This window comes from Halomonas sp. hl-4 (assembly GCF_900215475.1).
GTDB lineage: Bacteria > Pseudomonadota > Gammaproteobacteria > Pseudomonadales > Halomonadaceae > Vreelandella.
The window spans coordinates 3382472-3402484 of record NZ_LT907845.1 but is presented as its reverse complement, the minus strand read 5'-3'; the positions used below and the strand labels follow the sequence as shown (position 1 = coordinate 3402484).

The 20013-nt window shown below is 54.8% G+C and carries 23 protein-coding genes; 2 read left to right on the top strand and 21 right to left on the bottom strand.

Features of this window, described 5'->3' with window-relative positions:
- Positions 1 to 3 precede the first annotated feature (3 nt).
- From CPH17_RS19990 to CPH17_RS15905, 19 genes are all read right to left on the bottom strand, one after another.
- On the bottom strand, positions 4 to 1764 hold the full coding sequence (locus tag CPH17_RS19990; RefSeq protein WP_157742966.1) for a pilus assembly PilX family protein: 1761 nt from the start codon (positions 1762 to 1764) through the stop codon (positions 4 to 6).
- Positions 1765 to 1774: 10 nt separating this feature from the next.
- A complete protein-coding gene (locus CPH17_RS20140; protein ID WP_096300344.1) occupies positions 1775 to 2503 on the bottom strand; it encodes a PilW family protein in 729 nt (242 codons plus the stop codon).
- Positions 2503 to 2919: a type IV pilus modification protein PilV gene (gene pilV, locus CPH17_RS15985; protein ID WP_096300342.1), complete on the bottom strand. Its 417-nt coding sequence runs from the start codon at positions 2917 to 2919 to the stop codon at positions 2503 to 2505. The genes CPH17_RS20140 and pilV overlap by 1 nt, the downstream gene beginning before the upstream one ends.
- The gene (locus CPH17_RS15980; RefSeq protein ID WP_096300971.1) at positions 2916 to 3434 is read right to left on the bottom strand and encodes a GspH/FimT family pseudopilin; all 519 of its coding nucleotides are present in this window, start codon (positions 3432 to 3434) and stop codon (positions 2916 to 2918) included. The genes pilV and CPH17_RS15980 overlap by 4 nt, the downstream gene beginning before the upstream one ends.
- A 3-nt stretch (positions 3435 to 3437) precedes the next feature.
- Complete coding sequence (locus CPH17_RS20415; RefSeq protein ID WP_074395231.1) at positions 3438 to 3842, bottom strand: type IV pilin protein; 405 nt, start codon at positions 3840 to 3842, stop codon at positions 3438 to 3440.
- A gap of 81 nt (positions 3843 to 3923) precedes the next feature.
- Positions 3924 to 4916: a 4-hydroxy-3-methylbut-2-enyl diphosphate reductase gene (ispH, locus tag CPH17_RS15970; protein WP_074395230.1), complete on the bottom strand. Its 993-nt coding sequence runs from the start codon at positions 4914 to 4916 to the stop codon at positions 3924 to 3926.
- A 64-nt stretch (positions 4917 to 4980) separates the two neighbouring features.
- Positions 4981 to 5427 carry an FKBP-type peptidyl-prolyl cis-trans isomerase gene (gene fkpB / locus CPH17_RS15965; protein WP_074395229.1) on the bottom strand — a complete coding sequence of 149 codons (447 nt, stop codon included), beginning with the start codon at positions 5425 to 5427 and terminating at the stop codon, positions 4981 to 4983.
- A 4-nt stretch (positions 5428 to 5431) separates the two neighbouring features.
- The gene (gene lspA / locus CPH17_RS15960) at positions 5432 to 5995 is read right to left on the bottom strand and encodes a signal peptidase II (RefSeq protein WP_074395228.1); all 564 of its coding nucleotides are present in this window, start codon (positions 5993 to 5995) and stop codon (positions 5432 to 5434) included.
- Positions 5988 to 8819 carry an isoleucine--tRNA ligase gene (gene ileS / locus CPH17_RS15955; RefSeq protein WP_172898703.1) on the bottom strand — a complete coding sequence of 944 codons (2832 nt, stop codon included), beginning with the start codon at positions 8817 to 8819 and terminating at the stop codon, positions 5988 to 5990. Before ileS ends, lspA begins: the two co-directional genes overlap by 8 nt.
- A 7-nt stretch (positions 8820 to 8826) precedes the next feature.
- Positions 8827 to 9864, bottom strand: a complete 1038-nt coding sequence (gene ribF / locus CPH17_RS15950; protein ID WP_096300337.1) for a bifunctional riboflavin kinase/FAD synthetase — start codon at positions 9862 to 9864, stop codon at positions 8827 to 8829.
- Positions 9865 to 9955: 91 nt separating this feature from the next.
- Positions 9956 to 11533, bottom strand: coding sequence for a murein biosynthesis integral membrane protein MurJ (murJ, locus tag CPH17_RS15945; protein ID WP_096300335.1), 1578 nt, complete (start codon positions 11531 to 11533; stop codon positions 9956 to 9958).
- 79 nt (positions 11534 to 11612) lie between these two features.
- Positions 11613 to 11879: a 30S ribosomal protein S20 gene (rpsT, locus tag CPH17_RS15940; RefSeq protein WP_074395224.1), complete on the bottom strand. Its 267-nt coding sequence runs from the start codon at positions 11877 to 11879 to the stop codon at positions 11613 to 11615.
- A gap of 284 nt (positions 11880 to 12163) precedes the next feature.
- The gene (locus CPH17_RS15935) at positions 12164 to 12736 is read right to left on the bottom strand and encodes a PIN domain-containing protein (protein WP_096300333.1); all 573 of its coding nucleotides are present in this window, start codon (positions 12734 to 12736) and stop codon (positions 12164 to 12166) included.
- Entirely contained in the window at positions 12736 to 13191 is a 456-nt protein-coding gene (locus tag CPH17_RS15930) for a helix-turn-helix domain-containing protein (protein WP_096300331.1), read from the bottom strand. Before CPH17_RS15930 ends, CPH17_RS15935 begins: the two co-directional genes overlap by 1 nt.
- Positions 13192 to 13275: 84 nt before the next feature.
- Positions 13276 to 14031 (bottom strand): amino acid ABC transporter ATP-binding protein, encoded by a 756-nt coding sequence (locus CPH17_RS15925; RefSeq protein ID WP_096300328.1) that lies wholly within the window; start codon positions 14029 to 14031, stop codon positions 13276 to 13278.
- A complete protein-coding gene (locus tag CPH17_RS15920) occupies positions 14028 to 14696 on the bottom strand; it encodes an amino acid ABC transporter permease (protein WP_096300326.1) in 669 nt (222 codons plus the stop codon). Before CPH17_RS15920 ends, CPH17_RS15925 begins: the two co-directional genes overlap by 4 nt.
- Before the next feature lie 69 nt (positions 14697 to 14765).
- Entirely contained in the window at positions 14766 to 15536 is a 771-nt protein-coding gene (locus tag CPH17_RS15915; RefSeq protein ID WP_096300324.1) for an amino acid ABC transporter substrate-binding protein, read from the bottom strand.
- Between the two features lie 166 nt (positions 15537 to 15702).
- Positions 15703 to 16368: a hypothetical protein gene (locus CPH17_RS15910; RefSeq protein WP_157742965.1), complete on the bottom strand. Its 666-nt coding sequence runs from the start codon at positions 16366 to 16368 to the stop codon at positions 15703 to 15705.
- Positions 16369 to 16531: 163 nt separating this feature from the next.
- The gene (locus CPH17_RS15905; RefSeq protein ID WP_096300320.1) at positions 16532 to 18190 is read right to left on the bottom strand and encodes a methyl-accepting chemotaxis protein; all 1659 of its coding nucleotides are present in this window, start codon (positions 18188 to 18190) and stop codon (positions 16532 to 16534) included.
- Positions 18191 to 18352: 162 nt separating this feature from the next.
- Here CPH17_RS15905 and CPH17_RS20535 point away from each other — a divergent pair, with 162 nt between their 5' ends.
- Together CPH17_RS20535 and CPH17_RS15895 are read left to right on the top strand one after the other, a co-directional pair.
- Positions 18353 to 18502, top strand: a complete 150-nt coding sequence (locus CPH17_RS20535) for a type II toxin-antitoxin system HigB family toxin (RefSeq protein ID WP_441316774.1) — start codon at positions 18353 to 18355, stop codon at positions 18500 to 18502.
- Complete coding sequence (locus tag CPH17_RS15895) at positions 18499 to 18915, top strand: helix-turn-helix domain-containing protein (RefSeq protein WP_074395216.1); 417 nt, start codon at positions 18499 to 18501, stop codon at positions 18913 to 18915. Before CPH17_RS20535 ends, CPH17_RS15895 begins: the two co-directional genes overlap by 4 nt.
- An 87-nt stretch (positions 18916 to 19002) precedes the next feature.
- On the opposite strand, the gene CPH17_RS15890 is transcribed toward CPH17_RS15895, so the two are convergent.
- Positions 19003 to 19611: a hypothetical protein gene (locus tag CPH17_RS15890; RefSeq protein WP_157742964.1), complete on the bottom strand. Its 609-nt coding sequence runs from the start codon at positions 19609 to 19611 to the stop codon at positions 19003 to 19005.
- 146 nt (positions 19612 to 19757) lie between these two features.
- A complete protein-coding gene (locus CPH17_RS20410) occupies positions 19758 to 19883 on the bottom strand; it encodes a hypothetical protein (protein ID WP_269457710.1) in 126 nt (41 codons plus the stop codon).
- Between the last annotated feature and the right edge of the window lie 130 nt (positions 19884 to 20013).

The window sequence follows — 20013 nt, the reverse complement described above, 5'->3', positions numbered from 1 at the left end:
GCGTTATTGCCAACCAACTAAGCGCCAACCACCACTGTTTTCATCTTCTGGCGTGCCATTTTGAGAATTTCCAAAAGCGTCGACCAGCAACTCATCGTAAACGACACTGCTGCCGCCACTCACGCTGACACTGCGCCCTTTCACACTGCCAAAAAAGCTAGCGCCCGAATTCACTGAAACGTTTGTGAACGGCGCGTAAACGTTAGCTACTACACGATTGCTTGAACTGAAGTTAACTCCCGTACCTGAACTGCTGTAACCTGAATAGAGAGAAAATGTTGGGTCCCCGTTAAGGTTGATTGAGTGAGACTCCGGCATCTTTAGAACGCTACCAAAATCGACTTCACCTGATACAAAGACAGTTAAACTCGAGTCGTTATCAATCACTAGACCGTCGCCACCTCCCCCCATCGTAAAGTCTCCGTCCACCACAATAACTACATCACCACCACTGACCTTAAAAGATGGAGAGTTTGTCAGCTTAAGATCATTTACTCGATAAACAGATGTTTGCTCACCAAATAGAGTATTTAGCTCAGATGATGCATGCGTAACCCAGCGGTTAACGTCCCATGTTTGGTCAAAACGTTCCAACCGCTCCGGAGTAACGCGCCATTCAACGTTAGGGTAAGAGCCTACTGCAATATTACCAACTGTAATTAGCTCTTCTTGATAGCGGGTAATTTCCTCAATCAGCGAGTTCCCCGCAAAATCGACAGTATCGCAGGGCTGGCTCTCAACTTCATTGAGTGAAACATCGCTACTTGGAAAAAAATTAGCTCTATTATTTTGGTCTATATGGCTAGAAGGAGGATTTCGATTAGAAATGATATCACCACCAGAATAAATACCTTCCCCAACACTGGCTGACCAATTATTCAAACGCACCTCGCCCATGGCTCTTACGATGCCATCAACCCTTGCACTACTATCGAATATTACATCTGAAACGCTCTCAGCATTAACACGTACCCGTACACCTCCTCCATTCAGAGATATCTTACGATTAGCTAAAATACTTCCAAAAACCTGTGAAGAACCATTGAGTGTAACGGTGCCAAGAGCTTCTATACCACCATGAATCGTCTCACTGCGATCAAGAAATACGTTGGCGTTATCAGTAGTGGTACGTATAAGTGGAATATTATTCTCAGAAAAACTGCCTGGCTCCCCACTCCAGTCGCCCTCGCTAGAACGATAACTACTAATGGTAGAACCTCGACTAACTTGAACACCTTCACAACCGACTACCGGAGATTCAAATGGAGGCGATCCGATACCTTCATTACCGCCGCTATCACCACTATCGCCATCATTTCCATCATCACCAGTACCACTGCGTTCACGTCCCCTTTGATAGGTTGCAACCGTTTCCCGTTCAGCGTTATGGTTTGTACCTTGATCTCTAGTTATAATAGTAATACTTTCATCTTCCTTATTTACAAGTATATCAACTATTTTCTCAACAGAATCAAAACTTTCAAGGCTGTCCAAATGATTTAAAAAATCATTTTCATACTCTTGATAACAACTCTCTATTCCATCACATTCTTTATTATAAATTTCATCCAATTGATTTGGTGATGAATATTTTCTAAACTCCGCAACCATACTGTCAGAGTTCATCTTCGCTTGTATTGAAGCGCGGAAATTACCCGCTAGGCGCTCATCTACCAGCGCTGTTTGCATGCTGGAAAGGCCCAGTATCATAGCGCCTGAGAGTAACGCCATCACGATTACTAACGCCGCGCCTTGTTGTTTCATATGCATTTACCTAATTATTAGCGTTGCCACGTCCACCCGCATTTGAGCTTCCACTATTACCCGGACAACCATCTCCTGCTGGAGGTGCATTTCCGCTATTACCGGGACAATCGTCGTTGTCGTTGTCGTTGTCGTTGTCGTTGTCGTTGTCGTTGTCGTTGTCGTTGTCGTTGTCGTTGTCGTTGTCGTTGTCGTTGTCGTTGTCGTTGTCGTTGTCGTTGCCAGAAATGGTATCGAAGATTGATGACCTCACCGCTACATGAAATTCAATATTTCCCCCATTTCTCTCAAGCGGCAACGACACCTGGTAGAGATGCCCGGTCTCACCATCCACTTCGACGTCTTGAATAAATTGATCCGCACCTTCTGTGCAGCCATTGGCCACGTCATCAGGAGAGAGATCCTTGAAAAAGCTGGCCAAGGGCTGCTTGTTTCCATTATCGCCGTATTCAGTATCATATACGGTACAGCCACACTGGTTCTTATCATCCACTTCGCACTCAAGGGAATAACGATGCTTAATAGGTTGCCCCGGGTCTGGGTCCATCTTGCGAATCTCGCTGGTCACTCGCTGGGCAATGAAGATAAGACTTTCTTGTTTCCGACTTACCTCATCCACTTTTCTAAACGTTTGAAAAGTAGTCAGAAATAGCTGGCCAGCACCTAAGATAATCACCGTGCCGATAACCATCGCGACCATCAGTTCAACGAGCGTAAAACCTTTTTGCTCACTTGCCATCACTTCTCTCCCTCTATATCAGGAAGACGAAGGGTATAGGTAAATATGTCTGATCCGGCATCACCCGCTCGACTACCCAGGTCTATCTCAATTGTAAATTCACAACCATTTGGTATAACGTTGCTTTCCTGCGCGTTTGCATTGCGCAAAGGATTGGAATCGCTATCGGCAAACCACTGGGCCTTCCACTCGGCCTCAATATCAATATCTGCGCAGCCATCTACATCGTCTCTTGCCAACTGCCCCCACATTCGCTCCTGGGCGTCGACGGAGGCGATGCTGGCGACCGAGCGCTGGTAACCCTGCGTCGCACTTTGCAGTGCTTTCAACTGCATGGCCGCGACACCCACCAGGCCAAGCGATAGAATCAGCAGCGCAATAAGCGCCTCGACCAGACTGAAGCCGCGCTGCGTCATTGAGCGGTATCCTTATGCAGGCTGCCGGTTTCGCGAACGGTGATCGTCACCGGGTCGCTATCGTCTCCTGAATCGGTTGGCGCGAGTGCAATCACGCACTGACCATTACCGTCATCACAGTCGCTGAAATGTGCATCACCCAGGCTTTCAAACACTATAGAGAAGTTGTCTTTGGGCTGGGTAATTTTGGCAGTTTGCCCTGCGCGCATAACGCTCGCCTCACCGTCATCTTGAGAACTTTCGGCCCAAAAGCACCAAGAGGCATCGCTGCACGCTTCGGGGCGGCGAGTAGCGTTGAGTTCGTTGGGCGGAGAAAATTTCACGGTGATCGGCTGGCGTTGCTTGATGGCTTCGCTGCGCGCAAAGGTCATCACCGATTGAAGTTGGTTAACATCACCGGCCAGTTGCTGGCGGGCCATAAACGTAGAAAAGGAGGGCACGGCGATTAGCATTAACAACGCCGCGATAACCAGTACCAGCATCAATTCAATAAGGGTAAAACCGCGTTGACGCATAGGCTACCAGCATCCATCGGGTGATTGTCTGCCCCTGGCATCCAGGATCAACGGCTCGCCGCAGCCATCGTCTCGGTCGGTCTCGGCCGTTAGCGTATAGCCGCCATTCTGACTGCCGGTCGACACTTCAATGGTGTAGTGCCCTTCTGGCGAGGTGGCCGGTACGTCATCGCAATTGTCGTAGGTATAGGACTGAGTGTTACAGCGCTCAAGCGCAGATGCCGCTTGCATGAGCCCCGCATGGGCATCCGTTCGCAGCGATTTTTGTGCGTAGCGGGTATAGCTGGGGTAGGCAATGGCCGCCACGATGCCGATGATGGCCAACACAATCATCAGTTCAATTAGGGTAAAGCCGCGTTGGCCGCCTGATGAAATGCGGCCGGAGGAAGGATGAGAAACATAAGACACGCGGCTCTGCTCCTGTATTGGTTAACTCATACTATTTCAGTATGTCGTAAACCCATACGCTTTGCATCACGAAGTCTTTGTTTAGCCGCTGGCAATCACCCGTTCACGCAGTTCACGGGGCATCGAAAAGGTAATCGTTTCTTCACGCCCTTGAAGCTCTTGTGGCACGGTCGCGCCCATGGATTGAAGGCGCTCGATCACACCTTTGACCAGTACTTCCGGGGCACTGGCACCGGCGGTAACGCCTACGCAGCTGACGCCGTCCAGCCACTCGGGAACGATCTGCTCGGCGTTATCGATCAGATAAGCGGGCGTGCCCATGCGCTCGGAAAGCTCGCGTAGACGATTCGAGTTGGAGCTATTAGGACTACCCACCACCAACAGCAGATCGCTGTCGGCGGCGAGTTCACGCACTGCATCCTGACGGTTTTGCGTGGCGTAGCAGATGTCGTCTTTGCGCGGGCCTTGAATCGCGGGGAATTTATCGCGCAGCGCGTCGATCACCTTGGCGGTGTCGTCCATCGACAGCGTGGTTTGCGTCACAAAGGCCAGTTGCGAAGGGTCCTTGACGTCCAGGTTGGCGGCATCGTGCTCGTCTTCCACCAAGTAAATACGGCCACCGTGGGAAGTATCGTAACGCCCCATGGTGCCTTCAACTTCCGGATGGCCCTGATGGCCGATCAAGATGCACTCCTGGCCGCGCTTGGCATATCGCAGCACTTCAATGTGCACCTTGGTGACCAACGGGCAGGTAGCGTCAAACACTTTCAGGCCGCGCTGCTCGGCTTCTTGCTGGACTGCACGGGAAACCCCATGGGCCGAGAAAATCACAATCACATCGTCGGGCACTTCGTGCAGTTCCTCGACGAATACCGCGCCGCGCTCACGCAGGGTTTCAACCACGAAGCGATTATGCACCACTTCATGACGGACATAGATCGGCGGCCCAAACACATCCAGCGCCCGGTTAACAATATCGATTGCCCGGTCGACCCCTGCGCAAAAGCCACGCGGGTTGGCCAGCTTGATTTCGATGGGGTGTGTTTGCTGCTGTGATTGCGGTTTTGACAACATGAGTCTCGCGCCTTGGTACAGAGCACCGTTGGATGAATTCAGCCGCCTGTCAGTAAGTGATCTCTCAGTGCGTCGTGACCGGCTTCACGTCGAGCACTTCAACCTCAAACGTAAGGGTACGCCCCGCCAAGGGATGATTAAAGTCGACCTCAATCCGATCACCTTCAATGGTTTTGACCACACCTGGCAATTCCGTTCCCGCTTTATCGGCAAATGACATGACCATACCAATCTCCGGCACTTCATCGCCGAAGTCATCACGCTTCAGCGTTTGAATGTTCTGCGGATTATGCTGACCAAAGGCATGTTCGGGGGTAATCTCGAAGCTGCCCTCTTGACCCGCCGCCATGCCTTTAATCGGATGCTCAAAACCGGGTGGCAAGTTGCCATCTCCATACTGGAAGGTAGCGGGCACTTTCTCTTTGGTCGAGTCCACCACGGTGCCGTCTTCCAGCTTGAGCGTGAAGTGCAGAGTCACTTCCATGCCGTCATCAATTAAATAGTCGCTCATTGCGTTACTCGCTGTTGGAGGTAGACGAAGTCCGCTGGGCTTTTTTGCGCCGCCGCTCGCCCATTACCGATTCCCAAATTAGCCCGACCGCCCCTAGGGTAATGCCTATATCTGCCACATTAAATGCAGGGTAGTACCAGCCCGCCGCATGAAAAGACAGAAAATCGACCACGTAGCCGTGAACAAGCCGATCATAAAGATTGCCCAGCGCGCCGCCGATAATCAGTGGTAGCGCGACAGCCAGCAGCTTTTCATCGGCCCTGATACGCGACAGCCAAATGCTCAGACCAATACTCGCCCCAATCGCAACAATCGCAAAGAACCAACGCTGCCAGCCCGGGTGCTCTGATAAAAAGCTGAACGCCGCTCCCGTGTTGTGTAAAAGCGTGAGATTGAAAAACGGCAGCACCTCGACCGGCTGGGCGTAGTTCAACATGCTCGTCGCCAGGTACTTGGTGGCCAGGTCGAGCACGATCACCGCCGCCGCCAACCACAACCAGCGCAGCGGCCGGTGCATCGGCGGCCGCTGTAAGGGGTGGGCGTTTGCTGGGCTTGTATCATTAGGCATAGTAACGAATCTCTCCGCTGCCTTCGGGCAAGTTGCTGATACAGCGGCCGCATAAATCGGGATGCGCCGCATGGGTGCCCACATCCGGACGATGGTGCCAGCAGCGCTCGCACTTGGTGTGCTCACTTTGAGAGACCACGACCTTCAGGCTTTCAAGCTCGGTGGCTTCGGCATCTTCGGCCTCGGCCAGCGGTTTCAAGTGCACCTCGCTGGTCAGCATCACAAAGCGCAGCTCATCGCCCAGTTTGGTCAGCGTCATGTTGAGCTCGTCACTCACGAAAAGCGTCACCTCGGCCGCCAGGCTGCCCTTGATCACCTTGGCGTTGCGGGCATCTTCCAGACACTTGTTAACCGCGTGCTTGACCTCAAGCACCTGCTCCCAGAAATCACGACCCATCTTGGCGTTATCATCCAGGGTATTAAGGCCGGTGTAATAGGTTTCCAGCAGGACACTGTCGCCGCGCTCACCGGGGATATGCTCATAAATCTCCTCGGCGGTGAACGACAGAATCGGCGCCACCCAGCGGCTCAGCGCTTCCACCACATGGTACAGCGCCGTTTGCGCGCTGCGCCGGGCAAGCGAATCGGCTTGTGTAGTGTATTGGCGGTCCTTGATCACATCCAGGTAGAAGCCGCCCAGTTCACGGGCGCAGAAGCCGTGCACCTGCTGGTAAACATCCAGGAAGCGGTATTCGTCATAAGCGGTGTCGATACGCCCCTGCAACTGCGCGGCGCGGTCGACCACCCATTGATCCAGCGCCAGCATGTCGCCAAACGCCACCTGGTCCTTCGCGGGATCAAAGCCGTTAAGGTTAGAGAGCAGGAAGCGCGCGGTGTTACGGATACGCCGGTAAACATCCGCAGTGCGCTTCAAAATCTCATCGGAGACCGCCATTTCACCAGAGTAATCGGTGGACGCCACCCACAGGCGCAAAATGTCGGCGCCCAGCTTATCCATCACCGTTTGCGGCACAACCACGTTGCCGATCGACTTGGACATCTTGCGACCCTGGGCGTCCACGGTGAAGCCATGGGTCAACAGCTGGCGATACGGCGCGTGGCCGTCGATGGCCGAGCCGGTCAACAGTGACGAATGGAACCAGCCGCGGTGCTGGTCGGAGCCTTCCAGGTACAGGTCCGCCCTCGGGCCGCTCTCGTGGCCATGCGGGTGCGAGCCGCGCAGCACGTGGCGGTGAGTGGTGCCGGAGTCGAACCACACATCCAGCGTATCGGTGACTTTGTCGTACTCGTCGGCTTCCGCGCCTAGCAGCTCCGCCGGGTCGAGTTTAAACCAGGCGTCGATGCCTTGCTGCTCGACGCGTTTGGCAGCCTCCCCCATCAATTCCACGGTGCGCAGGTGCAGCTCGCCGGTCTGCTTGTGCAGGAAGAACGGGATTGGCACGCCCCAGTTGCGCTGGCGGGAAATACACCAGTCCGGGCGATTGGCGATCATACTGTGCAGGCGCGCCTGGCCCCAGGCAGGGGTAAATTGCGTCGCCTCGATGCCTTCCAGCGCACGTTCGCGCAGGGTTTTGCCGTCCTTACCTTGGATATCCATGCCCACAAACCACTGGGCGGTGGCACGGTAAATCACCGGCGTTTTATGCCGCCAGCAGTGCATGTAGCTGTGTTTGATCGGCGTGTGGGCCATCAAGGCGTTCACTTCACGCAGCTTCTCGACGATATGCGGGTTGGCCTTCCAGATCATCTGGCCGCCGAAGAACGGCAGGTCGTCCGCATACACGCCGTTGCCCTGCACCGGGTTGAGCATGTCATCGAACTCCATGCCATGCTCGCGGCAGGTAATGAAGTCGTCCATACCGTAGGACGGCGCAGAGTGCACGATACCGGTGCTGCCCACTTCGGACTCGACGTAATCGGCCAGGTATACCGGCGACAGACGGTCGTAGAACGGGTGGCGGAAGTTGATTAAATCCAGCGCCTCGCCCTTCGCGGTGGCGATCACCTCACCGGTCAGCTCGTAGCGCTCCAGACAGCTTTCGACCAGGTCTTCCACCAGCAGCAACAGACGCTCACCAGTATCGACCAGCGCATAGGTGAACTCAGGATGAACGTTTAACGCCTGGTTGGCCGGGATGGTCCAGGGCGTGGTGGTCCAGATCACCACGGCGGCGGGCTTGGGCAGCGCGCTCAAGCCAAACGCCGCGGCTAGTTTGTCGGCGTCTTCCACCGGGAAGGCCACGTCGATAGCGTCGGATTTTTTATCAGCGTACTCGACCTCGGCCTCGGCCAGCGCCGAGCCGCAGTCGAAACACCAGTTGACCGGCTTCAAGCCCTTGAATACGTAGCCCGCATCGACCATCTCCGCCAGCGCGCGGATCTCGCCCGCTTCGTTGGCGAAATCCATCGAGCGGTAGGGGTGGTCCCAATCGCCAATTACACCCAGTCGCACAAAGTCAGCCAGTTGGGTTTCAATCTGTGCGGCGGCGTACTCGCGGCATAGCTCGCGGGCAGTATCTGGCGCCAGGTGCTTGCCGTGGGTAGTTTCCACCTTGTGCTCAATCGGCAGGCCGTGGCAGTCCCAACCGGGCACGTAGGGCGCATCAAAACCCGCCAGGTTCTTCGATTTGACGATAATATCTTTAAGAATTTTGTTAACGGCGTGACCGATATGAATGCTGCCGTTGGCGTACGGAGGGCCATCGTGCAGCACGAACAGCGGTGCCCCCGCGCGCGCTTCGCGTAGGCGCTGGTAAAGGTTCATATCCTGCCATGCAGACACGCGCCCTGGCTCCTGCTTAGGCAGCATACCGCGCATGGGAAAGTCGGTTTCTGGCAAGTTTAGCGTGTGCTTATAATCCATAGTCCGGTCAGCCGTCGTTATCATCGGCGGAATCGCCCGCCAAGGAGGAATCAGAAGAAGCGGTCTCTCGCCCGAGGGGGGCCGAGGCCAGCGGTAATGCTGCGCTTTTGCCAGCGGCGGCGGCCGCAAAATAGCGCCGCGCCTGACGCTGATCGCGCTCAATCTGCGCTTTCAGTGCCTCAATATCGTCAAACTTCACCTCGCCCCGCAGCCGTGCGCAAGGCACTACCGTCATGCGTTGGCCGTAAAGGTCGCCTGAAAAATCGAACAGGTGCACCTCCAGGGTCGGCCGCTTGGCGCCTACCGTGGGGCGAAACCCAACGTTGGCCACGCCGAAGTAGCGCTCGCCGTTTTCCAGCTCACTAACCACTGCGTACACGCCGCGTAGCGTGAGCGGCTGGGGCAGCATCGGCAAATTAGCAGTGGGCACGCCGATGGTACGCCCCAGTTGCTGGTCGCGCACCACCCGGCCATCGACTGAATAGGGCCGCCCCAACTGGCGCTCGGCGGCGGTAAAATTGCCGCTGGCCAACAGCGTGCGCACCCGCGAGCTGGACACGCGCTCGTCGTCGACGGTAAAGGTACGGGTATGCTCAACGCCAAAACCGTACTCCCGGCCCACGGCTTCCAGCAGGGTAAAATCGCCACGCCGGTCGCAGCCAAAGCGGAAGTCGTCGCCGACCACCAGATGCTTTACGTTGAGCCCGTCGATCAGCACCTGATCGATAAACTCACGGCCGGTGAGGCTACGCAGCGCATCGTTAAACGGCAGGCACAGCACCTGCTCGGCGCCGTGCTGGCCCAACAGGCGGACCTTTTCGCGCAGCCGCGTAAGCCTTGGCGGCGCCTGGTCGCCGGCAAAAAACTCACGCGGTTGGGGTTCAAACACCACCACGGTTAACGGCGCCCCCAGGCGGGCAGCGTGCTCGCGGCACTGCTGCAAAATCGCCTGATGACCACGGTGCACACCATCAAAATTGCCGATGGTCGCCACGCAGCCCCGCGAAGACGCCGTTAAATTGTGCAAACCTCGAATGACCCGCATGGCACCTCAGCCGTTGCTAGCCCGCTTACCCGCCCAAGAAGCAGGCAGCAAAGCCCTTGATTATAACGAACCTAGCCGCTGCCGTGCAGCGTTAGGCACGCATTTTCAAATGCCGTATTCGTAAACCCAACGCCCCCAGCCAGGTAAAGTACAGCCCCGCGCCCAGCGCCACCAGCCCTGACACCCAGGCGACCCGCTGCCATAGGCTCATGGCAAGCCATGCCGTCCATTCGGGCGCGACAAAATACAGCGCGAGGCTCATCAGGGCACAGCCGCCCACCAGTTGCACCGCAAAGCGCCCCCAGCCCGGCTGAAACACCAGCACGCCCTCTTTATAAAGCAGGTAACCCAGCAGCCCAGCATTCAAAAACGCCGACAGCGCCGTGGCTAATGCCAACCCTGCATGGGCCAGCGGCCAAACCAGTATCAGGTTGAACAGCATATTGGCGACCATGGCAAAAATGGCCACCTTGACTGGCGTTTTAGTGTTTTGGCGGGCAAAAAAGCCCGGCGCAAGCACCTTGATCAGCATAAAGGCCACCAGTCCCACGGCGTAGGCACGCAGGCTCATCGCCGCCATCTGGATATCGGTGTCGGTCATCGCGCCATAGTGAAACAGCGTGATCAACAGCGGCTCGGCCAGCACCACCAGCGCCAGGGCGGCGGGCAACCCCAGCAACAGCACCATGCGGATCGCCCAGTCGAGCATGGCAGCAAAGTGCACGTTTGACTGGTCAGCATGCCGTTTGGAAAGCGCTGGCAAGATCACCGTGCCAATCGCCACGCCGAATACCCCCAGCGGCAGTTCAACCAGACGATCCGAGTAGTACAGCCACGAGACACTGCCTGCGGCCAGCAAGGAAGCCAATACGGTGTCCAGCAGCAGATTGATCTGCGACACCGACACGCCAAACAGCGCCGGGCCCATCAGCTTCAAAATCCGCCGCACGCCCTCGTGGGCCAAGTTGGGCCATGGGGTCGGCATCAACCCCAGGCGCAGCAAAAACGGCACCTGGAACACTAACTGGGCGACACCGGCGATTAATACCCCCCAGGCCAGCGCCATGGCGGGCTCTTGCATCAACGGCGTTAGCAGCACGGCCGCGCCAATCAGCGATATATTGAGCAATACCGGGGTGAACGCTGGCACCGCAAAGCGGTTCCAGGTGTTCAGCACGCTACCGGCAAAGGCGGTGAGCGAGATCAGCAATAAATAGGGAAAGGTTAACCGCAGCATGTCCGCCGTCATGGCGAGTTTTTCGGGATCGCGGCCAAACCCGGGCGCAAACAGCCAAATCAGCCAGGGTGCTCCCAGCATGGCAAGCGCCGTAATCAGTGCCAGAATGGCCGTTAAACTGCCCGCCACGGCGTTGAGCAGTTCACGGATCTCCTGCTTATTGCGCTGGGTCGAGTACTCGGAAAGCACCGGCACAAACGCCTGGTTGAACGCACCCTCGGCGAACAAGCGACGCAGAAAATTGGGGATTTTGAAGGCCACAAAAAACGCATCGGCCCCGTCACCCGCGCCCAGCAATGCGGCCACTACCACATCGCGCACCAAACCCATAACCCGCGAGAGCATGGTCATGGCGCTGACAATCAACCCCGAGCGCATCAACCCACGCCGGGGGGGCTGCTCGTGGACTTCCGGCTGCGAATTCGTGGTCATCGCCCTCGTCACCCTTCCATTGGCAATCCACAGACACAAAAAAACCGGCCGCAGCCGGTTTTTTAAGGCGCCTGCCGGCTTACGCCGCCAGTGCTTTAATGCGCTTGTTCATGCGGCTTTTCAGACGCGCGGCTTTCTTCTTGGAAAGCACGTCTTTATCCGCAATGCGGTCGATGACCGGCTGCGCTGCCTTGAACTCTTCCATCGCCTTGCCATGGTCACCGGTGTTGATCGCTTTGATCACACGCTTGATGTAGGTGCGGACCATGCTGCGTTGGCTAGCTTTCAGGACGCGACGGTTCTCGGCCTGACGGGCGCGCTTGCGAGCTTGCTTGCTGTTCGCCACTGGGTATCTCCTTGGAGAATAAGGTTGCCGCTTAAAGGGCAACGGATTAACTATGTGTTCGTCGCACGCCGACTCGGACAATACGACGCTTCCGTAACAACCAATTGATTTGGCGGCTATTTTTGTGCAATAGCCCGGCCAAATTAGTGTAGCGAGCAGTTCATTTCAGCTGCCCGCTCACGGGTCTTGTCTGAGAGGATGGCATAGTCTATCACGCAGAATGCGGGCTTGCTAGCGTGTTTCAACAGCGTAAAAAGTCCGCCACCAACACACCACGCTAAGCATCAAAGCATTAGACGATAGCGCCTAAGCTCACTGACCGTTTCAGGAAGCCGCTGATTTAATAGCAAATCAAGATATTCTTCGGCATTAAAGGGTGGACTCTTCAAGCTTTGTCTATGGCGCTGAGCTGCCTGGATAACATCACCTGGACTTAACGCCAACATGTCCGATAAAAACTCATCAGGATGTATCGATCTAATATCGTACTGAGCCAGGACAGCGTCTGGAAAGTCTTTGAGATTAAAGGTAATGATCGCCTCAGCCCCGCTATGAATAGCGCAAGCAAGCACATGGCGGTCATTTGGGTCTGGCAACGTCAACCCATCAATCAATGACTCAAAACCTTCCACGACTGCATCGCGTGTGTGCCTATCCATTAGCTCACGAACGCGCTCAAGCTTTTCCCATGACAGGTCATCACGCTGAGCCAGCAGGTTTCGCATCCATTCCTCATGTATTTGACGCGACCAACGAGCACGATACAAATCGGTTATTGTCAAATGAATGAGAAAGCTTCTTAACGGTGCCGGATAAAGGACACAGGCATCGTAAACCACTGTGTAATACGAACTCATCAATAGCCCAGACCAAGTGACTGATCCAGCGATGACAGCTCATCAAGGGCTTCAAGCCGCTGCTGATCAACCTCTTGCTTATAAGCCATCACATCCGTGTACTTAACTTTGCGACGATTCCCGACTCGATGGTAAGGAATATTTCCTTCGTCCAATAACTTAATAAACGTCGGACGCGACATATTCATCAAATCGGCCGCTTCCTGGGTGGTCATCTCTGCATGAACAGGGATCAGCTTTACGGTATTACCTTCACCTAGCTCCGTCAGAATATCTACCAACAAACGAAGTGCGCTTACGGGCACTTCAACGTGATGCGCATGACCATCCTTGCCGGAAAGCATTACCTGCTGCGTGGAGGCTTTTGTTTCCACAAACGCAGCTAATTCCCGGCTTGATAGCTTAGCAAGCGCTGCCTCTTCTTGGCTGGGCAGCATGGCGGTAAGCGAGACCATTGCCTCTCCTCCTAAAAACACAAGGGACTTACCCTTCAGAGTAGCATTATTCGAAATTTTCGCAAACCATAATGCTATCGACAATCACGGCACTGTCTGCCCCATGGGCGCCAAAATCTTGCGCAAAAAGTGGCGCGTGCGCTCATCCTTGGGTGCCGTAAACAGTTCCTCCGGCGGGCCCTGCTCGACGATGCCGCCTTCGTCCATGAAGACAACCCGGTCCGCTACTTCCCGGGCGAACTGCATTTCATGGGTGACCACGATCATCGTCTGGCGCTCAACCGCCAGCTGCTTCATCAGGCTCAGCACCTCCTCGACCCACTGAGGGTCAAGCGACGACGTAGGCTCATCAAACAGAATCACATCGGCATTGGCCGCCATTGCCCGACCAATACCAACCCGTTGCTGCTGGCCACCGGAAAGCGATGCCGGGTAGGCATCCGCTTTATCCGCCAAGCCAATCCGCGCCAAAATATCCCTCGCCCGCGCGTCGGCTTGAGCCTTGGGCAGCTTGTCTACCACAATCATGCCTTCGCTAATGTTTTCCAGCGCCGTTTTGTTCGCAAACAGACCATAGTTCTGAAACACAAAGGCGGTTCTTCGCCGCAGTGCCAGAATATCGGCGCGGCTTACTTGGCGTGCATCGACGCGTAAGTTGCCTACCGTGATATGCCCCGCTTCCGGGCGTTCAAGAAAGTTAATACAGCGCAGCAGGGTCGATTTACCGGTCCCCGACGGGCCAATAATGACAATGATTTCACCCTGGTCTAAATGCAAATTGATGTCTGTAAACACTGGCTGCTGACCAAATCGCTTGCTGACAGATTCCAGAGTGATCATCGCTGATACGCCTTATTCAGATACGTTTCCAGACGGCGCTGGCCCCATGAGAGCACCTCCACCACCACCCAGTAAATAATCGCCACTAGCAGGAACGCCTCCAAATAGAGAAAGCTTCCTGAGGCCTCTTTTTGGGTAGCGCCCATTAGCTCGGTGACACCCAGGGTAAACGCCAGCGAGGTGGCCTTAATCATATCGATGAAATAATTCATCAGCGTCGGCGTTGCCACACGGGTCGCCTGGGGCAGGATAATACGGCGCATCAATTGCGACTGGGTCATGCCGATGGAAAGCGCCGCCTCGGTCTGGCTCCGGTCGATTCCCACAATGGCCGCACGAATGGATTCCGCCATATACGCCGCGAAATGCAGCGTTAGGCCCAGCACGGCGGCGGTCACGCCATTAATGGAAATGAGCGCATCAATCAGTTGCGGTAGGCCGTAGTAAAATAGAAATAGCTGCACCAGCAGCGGCGTTCCACGGAAGAACGAAATAAACAGCAGTGCCCCACCATTCAGCACCGGTATCCGCGAGACCCGAACTACCGCTAACAGACAGGCGATGATCAGCGCAAACAGCATGGCGATAGTTGCCATCTGCAGCGTTAACGGTAAATAACTCAACAGGACCGGTAGCAGGCCCCACATATACTCCACATTCAGCATAGTTACGTCGCTTATAAGCAAAACGGCCGTGGCATTGCCACGGCCGCCATCAACAGGCGAGAGCCTCGATTATGGTTGGGTGATGTCAGTATCGAACCATTTCTGCGATATATCCGCTAGCGTTCCGTTATCGCGTAGTTCTTCGAGCGCTGCGTCGACACGGTCGCGCTGGGCACGGCCTTCTTCATCATCACGGAACGGTAGCGCATTTTCGATGGTATTGAATGGCTGCCCCGACAACTCAAGCGGCAAATTGCGCTCGCTAATGACCTGGCTGGCACTCACTCGGTCCATCACAAAGGCATCCACCCGGCCAACCGCCACGTCCTGCTCGACGTTAGACTCGTAGGTACGGATATCGATTTCATCAGCATTGGGCAGTTCACGTAGCAGTTGCTCGAAATTAGACCCGAGGTTCACGGCGACGCTTTTACCGGATAAGTCCTCTACGCCTTGAATGGTGTCGTTACCTGCCCGAACCACTATCTGCGCACCATCGTAAACATACGGTGAGGTGAATGCATACTTCGCTTGGCGCTCTTCGGTTATCGTAATCTGGTTGGCAATCGTATCGATCCGTCCAGATTCCAGCATACCGGCCAAGCCAGAAAAGCTTGCCGTCACGAACTCGATGTCATCGCCGGTTATCTCACCTACGGCGTTCATGACATCGACTTCAAACCCTTTGAGTTCGTCCTGCTCCACAAAGGTAAAGGGGAAATAACCGCCCGACATGCCAACCTTCAGCGTATCGGCTTGGGCAGTGGCGGCAAATAACCCGCTGGCGATGCTTAATGCAAACGCGCCCAGGGTCATATTCAGCGTGCGTGTTAGTCGCATGAATCTGTTACCTCGTTAGGTCGATATTCCGACGATTCAAATAGCCGCACAGAAAGCCATGTGGCGTTAATGATGGCTATTTTAAACGCATCACAAAAGCGAACAAAAGAATATTAAAACCACTTTTTATTCTTTTATTGAATATACAGCCAGCCTCGTTGGTGGACTATTTGTACCGTATAGCGTTGAACGTTTTAAGCGTAGCGACTTGGCGCTGGGCATCGAGTATCTCGCCGCCTAAGGCGGCTAATTGTTGCGTAAAGATAATAAGCTTTTCCAACTGGACCTTATCAAAACCACGCTTACGCTTCGGCTTTTCGAGAATCACGCTCACGCCGCTAATCAGGTTCTCCGTCTGCTGAAAAGCCTCCAGGGAAGGCATTTCCCCAGGCGGGTAAGCGTTGGCAATGCGTAACGGGTTCTGTGGGGTAACCCCAGGCACGATGTAAACCTTAAGATCGGCATCGTAGTGGGCCTCCCAGTTTTGCAAGCACAGCTGGAGTTTTTTATTGATTGCGATATTGGGCTGGCTATACATGACAAAAAGGACATGCACAGCGTTGTATTCGCCAGCCTTGTCCTTTTCAGGAGCCACCTCCTCTACACTATCTTCATGGCTAGGTAGCGTAGAGGAGGTGTTCACCTTTATATCCGCGACAGGCGACCGGGATGGCAATACGCCCCGCTCGGCAACAGGTGATAATCGTCGCCCAAGCTTCAGCCACTCGCCCATTTTCCAACCGTCGACTTCCAATATCCCTCTTTTACTTAGTATGAAATACATTGAGAGAATAAGACTGTTAAAACTTAGCCAACCTGCTGCAATGGCCAAGGCTACCGCCAGTTTATGCGGGTCCATGCGTTGATTCCCTGCTGAAAGAGGAACTGAGCGCCCCATCCCCCAGGGGCGCCATGTAAAGCCTCTCATTATCGAACAAAAACCAGGAAAATCAATTTTAGCCCAGACCGTGACGGGTCGAGCACTGACAACTCATCTAAAAAGCTTCCCACTCAGGTTCGTTTTTCATCGGGTTACGTTGAGCTGCCTGCTGGGAAGCCGGCTTGGGTAACGCTGAAGAAGTAGTCTCTGAGCCATCGCCACTGAGCTTGAACGCATCCACTAAGCGCGTGAGACGGTTGGCCTCCTGCTGGAGTGACGCCGCCGAGCCGCTGGTTTGCGATACCAGCGTGACGTTCTGCTGCGTGGCGGAATCCATCTGTGTTAGCGCCGTGCCCACCTGCTGGATACCGGATTCCTGCTCGCGTACGGCCAGCGAAATCTCGTTCATTAGTCCCGAGACTTGGCGGATGGCTTCTACCGTATCCTGAATGCCCTCGCCGCTACGTACCGCTTGCTCGGCCCCGCTGGCGATGCGCTGACTGATATCCGTAATCATCTCACGAATCTTTTTGGATGAGTCCGCGCTGCGGCTGGCGAGGTTGCGCACTTCGCTGGCCACCACCGCAAAGCCACGGCCATGCTCGCCCGCACGCGCCGCCTCGACCGAGGCGTTAAGCGCCAAGATATTAGTCTGGAAGGCAATCGAGTCAATGACTTCGACAATTTCACCCACTTGGCGCGAACTGGTTTCAAGCTCGCGCATCAAGGCCACCGAGTGCTGGACCTCTTTAACACCCTTCTCGGCTTTTTCGGAGGCTTGACTGGAAAGCGTATCGGCATTGCTGGCCGACTCGCTGTTCTGGCGGACGATAGAGGACATTTCCTCCATGCTGGACGCCGTCTCTTGCAGCGCCGAAGCCTGTTCTTCCGTTCGCGACGCGAGATCCTCACTGCCTGAGGCAATCTCATTCGATGCCACATTGACATTGCGGGCGCCATCTCGCACCGCCTGGAAGCTGACATCCATACGGGCAATGAAGCCATCAAACTCGCGGGCCAGCTCGCCGATCTCGTCGCGACGCTGGCTATTAATGCGCGCCGTCAGGTCGCCCTCGCCCTGGGTAATATCGCGAATGCGCCCGCTGACTTGACGAAGCGCCCGAGACATCAGGTTCGGCCCCATCAAGGCAATGACCAATGTGGCAAGGAGCACCAAGGCGGTGAAGCCCATCACCCAGCGCTGCTGCACGGCGACTTGGGCCAACGTTTCTTCCTCAAGGGCCAAGCCACGCGCATCAGCGCTTTCACCGGCGATGTTGTATAGCTCACGTAAAGAGTTAAAGGCCGCTAAAGAGTCGCCTTCCAGTTGCTCCTCAGCGGCATCAACTTCGCCGTCCGCATGAAGCTCAAAGACACGCAGGGACGCCGCCTCCCAGGCCGTAAAGCGATCCTCGAACGGCTCAAGCCCCTCGCTCACCTGCGGATACGCGTCCAGCAGCGTGAGGAAGTCATGCATCCGGTCATACGCCTGCTCGGCATTTTCAAGGTAATCATCGTACTGGGCGCTAGCCGCCTGACTACCCGGTTCTTCGCGCAGCACTTCAAGCTCTGCTACCCGCGACTGATACAAATCACGGTCCGCATTGAGCACCGCTGACACCGCCGGATTAAACGAGCCGCTGAATGCCGTCATGCGTTCACGTATGGATTGGACTAGCAGGCTATCGACCACCACAACGCCCAGCAGCGACAAGGCCACCAGGATAAACGCCAGGGTGTATTTCACATTGATCTTGTGGAGTTTCTCCAGCATTGCATCACCTGCTGATTGTAATACTTATAATGGTGAAGCCGACCCTGGCGGGATTAAGATGCATCCTATCTTTTATAGTATCGGCTGCGGGGGGAAGGGCTTGAGGCACAGGGGCGAGTAATATTGCATACAATAAAAGCTGGCGGCTCGCTCAGTGGTCGCGTGAAAGCTAGTGGCTTGGCAATCTTCTCAGGCCTGAGACTAATTGCGTTTATCTCGTTCGAGCAACAGATTCTGTACGTGAAGCACATTACTACGCATTCCGAATACGCCAAGCTTTGTCGTCGGTATGCCAAGGAGGCCGATAAATGAATGCCACCCCCTACCTCGAAGAGGCCAAGGCTGTTTTCCACGCCGTACCGTTCTTGTCTCATATCCACTCTGAGGCGGAGTATCAAGAGGCGCTGACCATGGTCGGCGAGCTGATTGACGACGTCGATAACAATATCGCCCTTATTGAGCGCCTTACCGATGCCATTGAGGAGTGGGAAAATGCCTCCAAAGAATTTACCGAGTTCAATGCCGGTGTTCAGTCTCAGGATGCGGTGGATATGCTCAGGTCCCTGATGGACCAGCACGGGCTTGGTGTCGCAGACCTACCCGAAATAGGCAGCAAGTCGCTGGTTTCCAGAATACTCAACCGCAAGGGACGCGACCTTACCCGCCGCCATATCGAGGCGCTCGCCAAACGCTTTGGCGTGAGCCCTGCCCTCTTTTTCCATTGAGCTTTTGGGGCATACAGCGCATACAAAATCAGGTAAATAAGGCGCTGTCTCTCTACTCTAAGCAACTGCTCCACTTCTGAGAAACACCTACACTTTCGCCTTCCCGTCGATCACTGCTTGAAAACCGCTGGGGGTCACTGGTTGCTTGTCGGCATCCACGACCTTTCCGCCAATCCGTGCGAGTTCTTTGGCTAACTTTACCAAGCGCACCAGCTGAAGTTTGTTGGGCGTGGCACTACGCGATTTCTTGATCATTTTCAACGCCACGCCCTTCACAGGGAATTGACCGTTATCCTGGTTGAAGGAAGGCAGTGAGGCGGGTGGGTAGGCGTTAGCAATATGAATCGGGTTGCGGGGTGAGTCTCCCGCCAGGGTGAAAGACTTAGTGCTGCTTTCATACACCGCGCCAGAAGATAAAAGCACGACGCTTAAGCGTTCGTTGCTAGCCATCGTCGGCTCATCAAACATCACAAACAGCCCCCAGGCACTGGCGCTTTCATCCACCAGCACTGGGGTATTATCTGGCGCTGTTGAACTAGATGGGGTCACAGGCAAGGATTCAGAGCACTTAGCCGAACGGAAATTTACTTCCAGTGATTTCCCGTTCAACAGCAAATATAACACCACCAAGCCACAGGTAAGGCTGAACCAGATCGACAAAATGGCGATCATGAGTATCAATTCTGTGGAATCCACCGCCGTTTCTCTTCTGGTTAGTATGTGAGCACTGCCTTGTGAGCCGTCTGAACTGCGCGACCAGCAGGCATACATCAGAAAAAATCATATACCAAGTTACTCGCCCTGTGCTTATCCATACAAAAGGCCTGTGTGCGAGGAGAAGACTACAACTGTTTTATTCCAGCAGCATCAAGCGTGTCTGCTCCCGCTGCTGTTTGATCGCGTTGTCCAGTATCGCGAATCAGCGTTTCCAGCTCCTCCGCGACATGTTCGTGTTCATCTGTACTCATGGCGGGCTCACTTAATTAACGGTTCACTATCGACCATGGCATACGTTATCGCCATTCAGCAGCTAGATGTACTGACCGTTGGCAAACTGTTTATCAGACAAGGTTAACGATAACCGATTCCCCACGCCAG

Bases quoted from the DNA above. Each gene is read 5' to 3' on its own strand.
- ispH (WP_074395230.1), bottom strand. From the start codon at position 4,916: ATGTTGTCAAAACCGCAATCACAGCAGCAAACACACCCCATCGAAATC.
- CPH17_RS15980 (WP_096300971.1), bottom strand. From the start codon at position 3,434: ATGCGTCAACGCGGTTTTACCCTTATTGAATTGATGCTGGTACTGGTT.
- CPH17_RS15925 (WP_096300328.1), bottom strand. From the start codon at position 14,031: ATGATCACTCTGGAATCTGTCAGCAAGCGATTTGGTCAGCAGCCAGTG.
- CPH17_RS19990 (WP_157742966.1), bottom strand. From the start codon at position 1,764: ATGAAACAACAAGGCGCGGCGTTAGTAATCGTGATGGCGTTACTCTCA.
- ileS (WP_172898703.1), bottom strand. From the start codon at position 8,819: ATGGATTATAAGCACACGCTAAACTTGCCAGAAACCGACTTTCCCATG.
- CPH17_RS15935 (WP_096300333.1), bottom strand. From the start codon at position 12,736: ATGAGTTCGTATTACACAGTGGTTTACGATGCCTGTGTCCTTTATCCG.
- ribF (WP_096300337.1), bottom strand. From the start codon at position 9,864: ATGCGGGTCATTCGAGGTTTGCACAATTTAACGGCGTCTTCGCGGGGC.
- CPH17_RS15905 (WP_096300320.1), bottom strand. From the start codon at position 18,190: ATGCTGGAGAAACTCCACAAGATCAATGTGAAATACACCCTGGCGTTT.
- murJ (WP_096300335.1), bottom strand. From the start codon at position 11,533: ATGACCACGAATTCGCAGCCGGAAGTCCACGAGCAGCCCCCCCGGCGT.
- CPH17_RS15930 (WP_096300331.1), bottom strand. From the start codon at position 13,191: ATGGTCTCGCTTACCGCCATGCTGCCCAGCCAAGAAGAGGCAGCGCTT.
- CPH17_RS20140 (WP_096300344.1), bottom strand. From the start codon at position 2,503: ATGGCAAGTGAGCAAAAAGGTTTTACGCTCGTTGAACTGATGGTCGCG.
- CPH17_RS15895 (WP_074395216.1), top strand. From the start codon at position 18,499: ATGAATGCCACCCCCTACCTCGAAGAGGCCAAGGCTGTTTTCCACGCC.
- lspA (WP_074395228.1), bottom strand. From the start codon at position 5,995: ATGCCTAATGATACAAGCCCAGCAAACGCCCACCCCTTACAGCGGCCG.
- fkpB (WP_074395229.1), bottom strand. From the start codon at position 5,427: ATGAGCGACTATTTAATTGATGACGGCATGGAAGTGACTCTGCACTTC.
- pilV (WP_096300342.1), bottom strand. From the start codon at position 2,919: ATGACGCAGCGCGGCTTCAGTCTGGTCGAGGCGCTTATTGCGCTGCTG.
- CPH17_RS20410 (WP_269457710.1), bottom strand. From the start codon at position 19,883: ATGAGTACAGATGAACACGAACATGTCGCGGAGGAGCTGGAAACGCTG.
- CPH17_RS15920 (WP_096300326.1), bottom strand. From the start codon at position 14,696: ATGCTGAATGTGGAGTATATGTGGGGCCTGCTACCGGTCCTGTTGAGT.
- CPH17_RS15915 (WP_096300324.1), bottom strand. From the start codon at position 15,536: ATGCGACTAACACGCACGCTGAATATGACCCTGGGCGCGTTTGCATTA.